Here is an 11,254-nt window from a genome sequence, read left to right as displayed (position 1 = left end):
AAAGCGCAAGGGCACGCGACGATTAGAACGGCCACAGTACGCGACCAATCCCTGGTTATAAAGAAGGTTAGAGCCGCGGCAAGTAAGAGCGCGGGCAGAAAGTACTTAGCGACCCGATCCGCCAGACGCTCTACCGGGGCGCGTTTCTCCTGAGCTTCTTTTACAAGTTCGATGACCCGCGCGAGAGTAGTATTGGGACCGCTGCGAGTGACTCGGACCCGGAGTAGACCATTACCATTCAGCGAGCCCGAAAATACTTCGTCCGACGGGCCTTTTTCACGCGGAAGCGGTTCACCGGTTATGGAAGCTTCATTGACGAACGATAGGCCATGTTCGACGATTCCGTCGGCCGGAATGCGGTCGCCCGCGCGTACGATGATCAGATCGCCGGCAAGCAAGAGGTCGGCGCTGATCTCTTCTTCGCGCCCGTCGCGGAATAACAGCGCGATGCGCGGTAATTGCTCGATGAACTTCTCTATGGCCGCTTCTGTTCTGCCCGCCGCGAACGACTCGAGACCCTCGCCCACCAGCACAATGAACATCGCTTCCGCGGCGGCCATGTACTGACCCACGGCCAGAGCGGCGATCACGGCGACGCACAGCGCGATGTCCGCCGAAATGCGGCGCTCCAGCAGGGCTGAGAACGAGTTATAAAACGTCTTGTAGCCGGCCATCAAGGTAATCAGGATGGCCGTATCGATGCCGAAGAACGTTTTGAAAATGCCCAGCCAGTTCAGGAGCAGCAGCACGCCCACGAAAGCGGCGAATGCGTAGTAGCGGATCCGCCGCTGTTTCTCGTCTTCCATTGAAACGAACTCCTGGTTTTACTACATCGTTTAACTACATCGTGAAACTACTTACCGGTGTAGGTGATCCACATCGGCGAAGCCCAGACGATGTCGCCGGTATCTTGCTCGCCGCGAACATAGTAGTAGCTGGTCTTCCCTTTGGTTGGCGAGTTATCGCGCCATGAAAACTCTACCTGACTCGTTCCGGGCTCGGTGGAGTAAACGTAGTTGTTGTCTTTAATCACCACGACTTTCGAAAACTTCGACGTGCCGCTGAGCTTCACATGCAGGTTCGGCTGTTCAGCTGTCGCGAATGCATCACCCATTATATGCGGACCGCTGCGCACGTCAGCCAAAATGTTATCCGTGGCTCCGTATACGTGGCGCTTCTGGAAGGCATCGAGCAGCGACTCACGGCTGGTGTCCTTGGCCAGAAGGTTGCAGTAGCTCATATGCGTCGAAATGTGGTCGGAGCTGGCTTGAAACCCGAGCTTGTAGCCTTTCGCGAGCGCGAGGCTCACGAAGCCTTTGGGTCGCCACAAGCCAATCGAATCCTTCTCTGAATTGGATCTGGGCGCATCGGGCATCTCATAGTTCTGCCGGTCTCCCTGATAGATTTCGACAACGGGCTCAGCCAGAGGATCGTTATCCCGCCAGTCGGTACCCATGCCGGTCGCACTGGTGTGTGCGGCCGCGATCCCATTGAAAGCCTTCAGATACGCATAGAGCGACTGGGTGTCGGGCGCATGTACATTCTGGTTTTCTTCGGTGATCGGCTGGCGGGGAAGGGTGCGCACACCCCGTTGCGCAAAGATCACGTTGCGGTGACCCTCCGGGTAGTTCACGCTGCGTTCATAACTGAACATAGGAGTGAACGTGCCGGGCGAGTAGAAGATATCGGTAAGTTTCTGACTCAGCCACCACGTGTACTCGCGGCCGGCGCCGTTGTCGTGATCGCAGCAACCGACCCAATCAAGCGATCCGGCATCCAGCGCGTAGCGGTATTGATCGATGATTGAGCCGTCCCCGCCGCCATCCATGGAGATCTCGCTGTGCCGGTGGAATTCGCCGCGAACGATCTTTAGATCACCCGCCGACGTGTTGATTGTGTAGTCACGAATCTTCTTGAGCGCGGCAAGGTCGGTCTTATCGGCGACCGCTTCAGCACCCGCCACCTGCACCGGAGGAGCATCGGCCACGGCCAGGGGTTGTGACGCGACGCCCAAGTCGATGGTGCTTGCATAAAGATCGTTCTCATAAGGATCTTCCTTACGAGTCGGCATAATTCCGAGCGGCGAGTTGATTGCTTCCCCAAGATCGTATCTTCGGCGCTTGTCGCTCGAGTTAACAACCAATAGCTGGCCTGGCTGCGTGGAAACAAGCGCCGGTTTGTTATCGAGTAAGTTATCGGAATGGTTCAGGAAAATCGGATTCGTCCAACCCTTGCCGTCATACGAGATGAGAAACTCGGTCCAGACGGTTCCAATCGGGCTCCAAAACACGGGATGCGCGCTGCGCACGGCGAGCCAGATTCGCCCCGAGCTATCTACAGTAAGACGCGGGAAGTTATTGCGCGCATTCTGCATGTTGCGCGCGCCGGTGTCCGGTTTGCGCGTCTTGGCGTTTTCCGGGTCAGGATCGAGCTTTTCGAAGTCCTTCTGAAGACCGCCTTTATCGAAATGGATACTAGGGAAGCCCGGTAAAGATGCGCCGGGATCCGTGACCGTTTGGACCACACGTCCGTCGGGTTCGAAGCCGCGAACGCGGATCGCGCGGCCCTGGTAGACGGCCACGCCCGGCGTGGTGTAGGCGCCGAAGTCTTTGCCCCAACCCTTCCCGCCTTCTTCATAGGCGATCCACAAACGTCCTGTATTCTCGTAAGCGATCGAAGGATAGGCTTCATAACGCGCGGTGGCGGCTACGGGAGTTTCCGGACCCCAATTCCCGTCCACGGCCGTCCGCATGTAGATGTCATAGTTCTCATTGCGATAAGTATCCCAGGCGACAGTAACTCGCCCTTTCTGGTCCGCGGCGATCGCCGGGTTCCATTGGTTCGCAGGCGCCTTACTTACAATCTGCGCGGGACCGAATTCGGAACCGGACTGGGTAGCCGCCAGAATCGCTGCTTTCCCGTTGCGCCATCCCTGCCAGGCTACCCAGACGTTACCTTTTGAATCTGTCGCAGCGACAGGAGCGACATCATTGCCGGGATCATTCGATATCTGTATCCTCTTACCCGGCTGTCCTCCGGGCATGACGCGGGCGAAGATCTCGAAGTTAGGAATTCTGGAGGGGAATCGCGCGTTTTGCGACCAGAACACCCACGGCCGTCCCTGCCCATCCACGGCAATCGAGGTCTTGAAGGCATCCAGACCCGATTCGGTGACCGGGATAGGATCGCCCCACTTGCCGTTCGCGTACTTCCGCATGAAAACCTGATCGCCGCCGGTGGGCGACTTCCACTTACTGAAGTCTTTCGGCGGCGAATCGAGCGCCGCTCGCAGCGCGTTGTGCTCCGGATTGTGATGGAACTGAATGTAAGCTACCCAGACTTCCCCATTCTTACCCGCGGCCGCTGCCGGGAAGTCTTCTTCTTCCTTGGTATTTGTAATCTGAGTAGAAACCGGGATACGATCGAGATGCACTTTCCCTTCTAAGCGCGATACGGGTTTTCCGTAAGTAAGCTCGCCGAGCCGAAACCCGAAATCTCCCTGAGCGGTGGTGATCTTGATTTCCGCGTCGCTGGAAGCAGTCGAGATCGTGGCAATTACACCATTAGCCACGATGTTATTGCCGGCAGTCGACGTTGGTGAGGTTCCGCTGAAGAGCCGTACGGGGTGCGTCGAGAAATGCCACGTTGCGCCGGAGATTCCATCGGAACCTTCGAAACGCCAGGGATCAAGCGACACCATCGAGCCGCCTGCCACTTGAAGAGTCCCGTCCCATCGAGTAGGAGTCGTGTCACCAACTCCCAGCAAGATACGAACGGAAGTCAGGTTCTGCGCGGCCGCGGGTAATCCAACAGCCAGCAGCACGATCGATCCAAACGAAGCTAGTAAGAATGGTCGTATTCTCATGATTCCCTCGCTTTCCTCTACTTAGATAAGTCGATTCCTAGCCGGTCAGAATCGCAGCCGCAATGCCAGCTGCAATTCACGCTGCGGATTCACTACCGTCGTAATCGTGCCCGTTGTCGCCTGGCCGAGAGTTGCGTTGGGAAGACCTAGCTCCGGAGTGTTGAAGATATTGAAGGCTTCCGCGCGGAACTCCAGGTTGAAACGCTCGCCAAGAGCGAAGAAGCGAGAGATCCCCACGTCCATGTTCCGGAAGCCAGGACCGCGAAGAATGTTACGGCCGGAATTTCCATACACATATTGAGCCGGCGTGACGAAGTCCGCCTCGTCGAACCAGTTCTGAGGGCCGCGCTCGTTGCTCGGAAGCGCCCCGTTCGCGATCCGGTTCGGTACCGCGACAGTACCCGTGTTGGTGTTGTCGACCGCGAGAACGGGCGTGAAAGGAAGACCGGTTTGCGCACTGAAGATATCGGTCACCTGCCAGCCGCCCAGCACAGCGCCGGCAAATCGATTGTTACTGAAGAAAGGTTTTCCTTTGCCGAATGGAAGTTCGTAAACCGAACTTAGAACAAAGCGCTGGCGGACATCGAAGTTCGAATTACCGCGATCGAGCGCAAGGTTGAACGGGTCAAGTGGCGTGAAGCTATCGTTATCGGCCTGGCTTGAGCCATTATCGATGGAGTGGCTCCAGGTGTAAGCCGCAAGAACTTCGAGTCCTTTGCTAAACCGGCGCTCGAGCTGCGCTTGAAGGGCATTATAGTTTGAACTTACAAACGGTCCGTATTCATAATCGCCGCTATATTGCGGCAGCGGTCTGCGAGCTTGTATGCTACCGGGACCGGGGGTCGGAGTGTCGATTTGCACCGGGAAGTAGAGATCGTGAGCGCTTGAGCCGATGTAACCTACCTGGGCAACAAACCCGGCGCCCACATCCTGTTGGATGTTAAAGTTCCACTGCTGGGTGTAAGGCGTCGGTGAGTGCTTGAGGTACGTGTTAACCGTCGGATCGACTACGGTCGCCGGATTCAGTGCCGTTGACGGGAATCCTTGCGAAAGGATGATGTTCGGATCGATCTGATCGGATGTGTAAGTGGTGAGGATGAAGTAGGGCGGGTTGTTGGTTGGGCGCCGCGCCACGGGAACGTTTTCGTCTCTTCCGTAGAAGACTCCGAAAGCGCTGCGGATGACCGTTTTGTTGGTCAGCTTATACGCGTATCCGACTCTTGGCGCAAAATTGTGGTAATTCGCATCGACAAATGAGTTTGAATAGCCCGTTCCCGCCAGGTTATGGGCGTCGAGCAGTTTACCGTAGTACGGACCCGGTTCAAGTATCGCGTCGGCGTAATTATTGGTCAACTCAAAGAACGGCATCGGCAATTCGTACCGAACCCCTAAGTTGAGGGTCAACCGGGAATTGACCTGCCAGTCGTCTTGAACATATCCCTGATAGATGTGCTGCCGGCTATTACTGATCGAGTTGGTCGAGACCTGAGCCGAGCTGGTTTCTCCAAGAAGAAAATCCGCAAATGCAGAGCCCGTCCCCGCGCGGCTTTGTGGATTCTGTGTGTAGACGCCGTTGAACGTATAAGCGGGGCGAGCCTCGAGCGTTACATTGGCGTACAGTGTCACCTGCTGGAAATCGACCCCGAACTTAATGGTGTGGCGGCCCCGCACCCAGGAGAGATTGTCATCGGCTTGGAGAACCCGGCCTTCTTTGTCGATCGGCAGGTTACCCGAGCCGGTAGCCGGCGTGGGCAGGGCTCCGGGGCCCGTGGTGCCGAGAGTCGTCAGTCCCGATATGGCGAAGGTTGGAAGGCCGTAAACGTTCGGAAGGTTGGGCGCTCCGATGATTCCGTACTGGCTGAATAGACGCGTGGTATCGGCCTGCTGTATTTCTTGGGTTTCCTGGTAACCGATGCGCGCTTCATTGATTAGATTGGGCTTGAAGATATGAGTCTCGCTGGCTGCAAAGGAGTGCGCGAAAGGATATACGATGCTGGGAGAGCTGGCGGGCGGCGGTAGAGTCGCCGGCTCGAAATTTGTGTTGGCTGAAGTTACATACCGGCCGAACACATTATCGCGATCGCTGAAGCGGTGATCGATCCGACCGAGGAACTGGTCGTTGTCGATGCTTTCTTCCTGGTTCGAAAAGAAGTTATTTTTACCCGTTAAGTTCGGCGCCGGATACAGAGTAAGCAGCTTGGCGGCGACCGGGTCCCACAAGCTGGCCGGGATGGTGTTGTTGGCGAACGGCATTCGCGTGTAACCGGATCCGTTCGGATTCGGCGCGGTCGTCAAAGGATTGTATATCGGTCCGGGGAAGATACCTTGGTCCTCAGCCAGAGTGGGAACGTTGGCTAACTGGGGGGCTGCGTTGACCTCGCGGGAACTCTGCCATCCAAAGAAGAAAAAAGTACGGTTCTTTATGATCGGTCCACCGAGAGTAGCGCCGAACTGGTTCTGAATGAACTTAGGCGTAGCGCCGGCGGGCGGTTGGAAGTAAGGCCGCGCATCGAAGAAGTTATTACGAAGGAACTCGAACAGGCTGCCATGAATCCCGTTCGTGCCAGACTTGATCGACACGTTGACGATAGCTCCCGCGGACTGGCCGAACTCCGCGGAGTAGTTACTCGTCTGAACCTTGAACTCCTGCACAGCATCGACGTTTACCTCGATCGATTGCGCCGACGAGCTGTCAAACCCGACGATCTTGTTCTTGTTATCGATGCCGTCCAGCATATAGCTGTTTTGGATCGGCCGTGCGCCGTTGGAGACGAAGGTATCGCGCTCCGTGCTCCTTTGCGATGGCGTCGTCCCCTCGGTAAGCGTCGCGAGCTGAATGTAGTCGCGGCCGTTCAGCGGTAACCCGAGGACCTGTTCCTGGTCGACGACCTCTCCGGTAGACGACGTTTCCGTGTTCAGAGTCTGGGTTTTGGCTTCGACCGAAACCTCGCTGGTGGTTTGGCCGACAGGGAGTTGAAAGTTAATTTCGAGGTGGTCCTGCACCCGCACTTCGATGCCGGTCTTGTTCACCTTTTCGAAGCCCGGCGCGGCGGCGGTAATTTCGTACACACCCGGCCGCAGCGCGGGAACGGAAAAGTATCCCGTGTCGTTGGCCTGAGCGGGCTCGGAAACTGCTGTGGCGACGTTGGTCACGACAATCGCGGCGTGCGGGATGACCCCTCCGGATGAATCTTTTACCGTGCCGGAAACCGTACCGGTGTCCACCTGGCCCCAGGCGAGAGGGCACGCGACCGCAAGCGCGAAGACTACAGACGTAAAACCTCGAAACATTTAAGCTCTCCCTGAAAAAACTTAAGTTTGGAATGTCTATAGACTATACGAAGAATTCGCGCGAAAATGCAAGGATTAACGCCAAGATTCTAATGAGCCTTCGAGATGCGGTGATCATCGGCGCCGGGCCTGCCGGACTAGCCTGCGCACTGGAATTCCAAAAGAATGAAGCAGATGCAGTCGTTGTCGAGAAGGACTGTCTGACTAGTACCGTTTATCGATTCCCTGATCAGATGCGATTCTTCAGTTCCGCTTCGGGACTCGAAATCGGCGACTTCAGGATGCACGCGGAGGGCAATCAGCCCACCCGCGGCGAAGCGATCCGCTACTACCGGGAGGTGGTTAGCCAGGCGCGGCTGGACATCCGGCAGCGGGAAACGGTGTTGTCGATCGACGGCGTTCCGGGTAATTTCCATTTGCGGACGAGCCGTGGCACCGTGCGAGCCCGGCAGGTGGTGGTGGCGACGGGGTACTACGGGAGCCCGAATTTGCTGGGCGTCCCCGGGGAATCGCTGCCCAAGGTCGCTCACTATTACCGCGATGCGCACCCTTACTTCGGGAGCGACGTGGTGGTGATCGGCGGTAGGAATTCGGCGGGAATTGTGGCGGTTGAATTGGCCGATGCGGGGGCGCGCGTCACGTTGGTTCATCGCGGGGACCGGTTCGGCATGAAGCCCGCGATTCGTGCGGCGTTGGAGGCGCGGATCGCGAGCCAACAGATCCAGGTCCTCATGCGTTCGCGCGTCACGGCCATCCATCAATTTTTCGTAGCGGTCGATACGCCGCGGGGCGAGCGCGAAATCGCAAACGATTTCGTTTTCGCGATGACCGGGTATCACGCGGACTTTGAGTTTCTAACACGGAACGGGATTCCGCTGTCCCCCTGCGGAGACAGGCCGATTTATGACCCCGAGACGCTGGAGAGCGGGCGTCCCGGAGTTTACTTTGCGGGGGCGGTTATGGCGGGAGTTTATACGCACGAGATCGCGATCGAGTCGTCACGGCATCACGGGGCAAAGATCATGGCTGGGATTTCCAGTAAGTCGAAGCTTGGCGAAATGTGCGGCGCCGCCGCGCCCGATCCAAGGCTTGACGCTGCCCTGGGGTAAAACGTTGGGTAAGTCACGCGACTAAGCCGTTAGTTGCCTTTCCTCTCGACCCACACCGGCGAGCTCCAGGCTAAGTTGCCATCTTCCTGTTCGACTCGCACATAATAGCGGTTTTCGCCGGGCGCCGGGTTCTTATCCGTGTAGGAGAACTTCACCGCGGACTTACCGGCGGGCAGGACGTTGTAGGCGTAGGACTCATTGTGAATCAGGTCCACTCGCTTAATGGGTCCGGTTCCGATGGCATTGACCGTCAGGACGTAGTGTTCGGCATCCGGAACTTCGTCGCCCTGGATATATTCGCGGCCGTTACTTTGAACGCGGAAATCGAGGACGATGTTATCCGTTGCTCCATAGGAGTGGCGCTTACGCATCGCGTCCACAAGTTCCTGACGTGAATTGTTTGTCACCAGAATGCAGGAATAGGAAATGTGAGTTGAACAATGGTCCGACGACGCTTCAATACCCATTCGATAGCCTTTGGCGAGGGCATTCCAGAAGTAGCCGGCCGGGCGGTAGCCGCTTCGCTGGGTATATAACTTGTCGGCGGCAGGCGCGCGTGGTCCGCCATCGTGTTCGTAAGCGAGGCGGTGCCCCTGGTAAATCTCAATCATGGGCTCAAGTTCGTTATTGTGATCGCCCCAGTCTGTACCCTGATCGGTCGCCGTAGTATGCCGGAAGGCGATTCCGTTGAACTTACGAAGGTAAGGCAAAACTACTTCGGAAGACCGTTTCGTTCCGGGCTTATCGGGTCCGGTCATCTCCGCGGGATCGATCGGAAGAATAGGAACACCGCGCTCGGTGAACACCATGTTGCGGTGGCCGTTCGGATAAACCACGCTGCGCTCATACGCGTATAGAGTGGTCAGGCGGCCCGGCGTCTGAAACATATCGCTCGACTTCTGTGTCTTCCACCAGTTGTAGGACGTGGCCCCGCCCTGATGATCGGTAACCGTCGAGAAATCGAGACTCGCGGCGTCGAGAGCGTACCGATAGAAATCCCATAGAGAGCCGTCGCCAACACCGTCGGTAGAGAGCGATGTGTGGCGATGCAGGTCGCCGCGAACGATCCTGAGCGATCCATCTCCGGTGTTGATGCGGTAGGCGCGGATGGTTTTGAGGTCATTCGCTTCGGTGGGGTCCTGCGGGCGGCTTAGTTCGGGACTCTCGATAAATGGCCGCATCGCGATTTCCCCGGAGTTCTTGGCATATGGAACTAGCGCAGCGCTAACGACTTGAGTGCGCGGACGAGCTACAAGGTAATCGCGATTATCGGCGGCCCAGGCGGACCAAAGACGGCCATCGGGCGCCGCGGCAATTGCGATTCGTTGATCGTTCGCGCCCGCGGATTGGGGCAGGGACTGGTTGCGACGCCATCCCGCGCCATCCAGAGTAAAGATCACGTTCTCCCAAATTCCATTGACTCCCCAGACTTCGACCACGCTGTTGGAATGAGTTAGTTGCAGCGCCGCCACCGCGACCGCGCCGTCAGGAGTGATCGTAATCTGCGGGTTCTGTAGAAAGCGTGGAAGATAGAGCGGGAACGCGGCGCTCAAGGGAGCGGACGGTTCCTCCAGACGGTCTCCGGTAAGGCGCACGACGCGGAACTTACGGGACTCGTAGAGCGGATTGCCGGCGGTCTTCACAAGGTATCCGTAATCCTTGCCCCAGTTGGCTTCGGCTTCGTCGAAGGCCACCCACAGGCGCCCCTCTTTGTCGCAGGCGAGGGAAGCGTGGGCTTCGAAACGCGGCGAAGAGGTGATGGATCGGATCGGACTTAGTGTTCCGGAAGTAAGGGAACGAACGACGACATCGTAATTCCCGCGGTCGTAAGTGTCCCATCCAATCCAAACCGTTCCGCTATCCGAGGCGGCTAAAGAAGGCTCCCAATCATTGGCGGAAGATTCGCTGATCTTGCGCTCTTCGCCCCACTTACCGTCTTTAAATTGCTTCAGATAGATGTCGCTTTGGCCTCCGCGGAAGGATTGCCAGGCGAGCCAGAGATTGCCCTGTTTGTCACCGATTACCTTCTGATGTAAGTCGGATCCCGGTGTATTGGTAAGCCGCTCAACTGGACTCCAGCCAGCGGGCGACTTACGACGCTCGTAAAGATCGAAGTTGTGGTCGACCTGCGCGGACCACACGATATGCAGTTGACCTTGACCATCGTAAGCCACGGAGGGCCGGAAGACATCGCGAGTTTCTTCGGATTCGAGAATGTCGAGCGCACTCCAATTGGCGCCGTCCCATTCGCGCGAAACGATCCGGTCACGGTCTCCCGTAAACTCCTGCCACGCAACGGCGACGCGATTATTGGGACCGATCGCGATCGTGGGGTAGTCTGCTTCATCTTTGACAACCGCGGAACTCAACAAAAACGGCGCGGCGACGCGCTCTACTTCAATGTTGCCGTTCTCGAAAGTGAGCTGGTTGCGGTTCGCCAAGTCGCCGAGCCTAAAACTGAAATCGCCGGTGCCCGCAGGCGCGCCGACAATGTGGATGCGAGAGTCCGGGCTACCGTTGACAGTTACGAAGATGCCGTTCGGAAAGACAGGTCGCGGCCCCGGAAGTACGGGACTTAGATCAACTTGTTGGACATTAGGAGTCCAGGCACGGCTGGAGAAGGTGAACTCACGGACACCTCCATCCGACGAGCTTAGAGTATCTTCGGCCTGAAAGTGGTAACCGCTGACCGCGACGATCCTGGTATCCGTACTATTGGACTCAACCCATCCGTGCCACGTTCGTGTGGTTGTATCAGTAACCCCGTAACGAATGAGCAACTGGACGCTCTCCGGGTTCCAGGCTACCGGCGCGTTCTCCGCCGGCTGCGCGTGAAGGCGGATCTCCGGGCGGCCGAGGAAGAGGAGAGTTACTGCGAACGCAAGAACTGCGACGGTGACAAAGTGGCGCATAGGCCATAGATTAGAACATTCTTGACAGTTCGTTGGAAATTGTTCTATTGTCGATAAACGCACTCGACAATCGACGG

General features: G+C 57.2%; 5 protein-coding genes. 1 reads left to right on the top strand and 4 read right to left on the bottom strand.

Features of this window, described 5'->3' with window-relative positions; genetic code table 11:
• From H1Y01_RS10235 to H1Y01_RS10225, 3 genes are all read right to left on the bottom strand, one after another.
• Nucleotides 1–806, bottom strand: an 806-nt coding sequence (locus H1Y01_RS10235) for an HAD-IC family P-type ATPase (RefSeq protein WP_180540421.1), incomplete at its 3' end; no start/stop codon positions are given.
• Between the two features lie 47 nt (nucleotides 807–853).
• Complete coding sequence (locus H1Y01_RS10230) at nucleotides 854–3,865, bottom strand: DUF3604 domain-containing protein (protein ID WP_180540420.1); 3,012 nt, start codon at nucleotides 3,863–3,865, stop codon at nucleotides 854–856.
• A 45-nt stretch (nucleotides 3,866–3,910) separates the two neighbouring features.
• Entirely contained in the window at nucleotides 3,911–7,156 is a 3,246-nt protein-coding gene (locus tag H1Y01_RS10225; RefSeq protein WP_180540419.1) for a TonB-dependent receptor, read from the bottom strand.
• 92 nt (nucleotides 7,157–7,248) lie between these two features.
• On the opposite strand from H1Y01_RS10225, the gene H1Y01_RS10220 reads away from it, so the two are divergent.
• Nucleotides 7,249–8,265, top strand: coding sequence for a YpdA family putative bacillithiol disulfide reductase (locus H1Y01_RS10220; protein ID WP_180540418.1), 1,017 nt, complete (start codon nucleotides 7,249–7,251; stop codon nucleotides 8,263–8,265).
• A 29-nt stretch (nucleotides 8,266–8,294) separates the two neighbouring features.
• Here H1Y01_RS10220 and H1Y01_RS10215 read toward each other — a convergent pair whose 3' ends face one another.
• On the bottom strand, nucleotides 8,295–11,177 hold the full coding sequence (locus H1Y01_RS10215) for a hypothetical protein (RefSeq protein WP_180540417.1): 2,883 nt from the start codon (nucleotides 11,175–11,177) through the stop codon (nucleotides 8,295–8,297).
• Between the last annotated feature and the right edge of the window lie 77 nt (nucleotides 11,178–11,254).

The sequence above is a fragment of the Nevskia soli genome (assembly GCF_903970205.1).
Classification (GTDB): Bacteria; Acidobacteriota; Terriglobia; order Bryobacterales; family Bryobacteraceae; genus Bog-113.
This window is presented reverse-complemented; position numbering and strand designations above follow the sequence as displayed.

What these genes read in the sequence shown, in the direction of transcription:
- H1Y01_RS10230 (WP_180540420.1), bottom strand. Translation starts at nt 3,865, where the DNA reads ATGAGAATACGACCATTCTTACTAGCTTCGTTTGGATCGATCGTGCTG.
- H1Y01_RS10225 (WP_180540419.1), bottom strand. Translation starts at nt 7,156, where the DNA reads ATGTTTCGAGGTTTTACGTCTGTAGTCTTCGCGCTTGCGGTCGCGTGC.
- H1Y01_RS10220 (WP_180540418.1), top strand. Translation starts at nt 7,249, where the DNA reads ATGAGCCTTCGAGATGCGGTGATCATCGGCGCCGGGCCTGCCGGACTA.
- H1Y01_RS10215 (WP_180540417.1), bottom strand. Translation starts at nt 11,177, where the DNA reads ATGCGCCACTTTGTCACCGTCGCAGTTCTTGCGTTCGCAGTAACTCTC.